Consider the following 261-nt stretch of genomic DNA (forward strand, 5'->3'; position numbering starts at 1 on the left):
GCTACTGTCCACGATGATGTGGAATGGAATCCTAAAAGTAGTACTCTGTCCTTCTTCATGGACTACTATAAAATGGATCTAGACAAAATCGTTCTCGTTCTGCGAGCCTCTGGGTAAACGCTTTTTGAGTTCTAAGGGCGCGCACATACATTGACAGGGCCATAGAGAACATTTCACAGAAACCCAAGTACTTGATATCGCCTGTCAACTCGCAATGGCCCTTGAGTTTTGCCACGACAGAAATCTCCTTCTTCAAGATAT

General features: G+C 44.1%; 1 protein-coding gene. It reads right to left on the reverse strand.

Annotation, left to right across the window (positions count from 1 at the left end):
* Window positions 1–55: 55 nt before the first annotated feature.
* On the reverse strand, window positions 56–261 hold a 206-nt coding region (locus MN204_RS20905), incomplete at its 5' end, for a hypothetical protein (RefSeq protein WP_249872970.1).

This window comes from Oceanobacillus saliphilus, assembly GCF_023522835.1.
Lineage (GTDB): Bacteria > Bacillota > Bacilli > Bacillales > Amphibacillaceae > Oceanobacillus > Oceanobacillus saliphilus.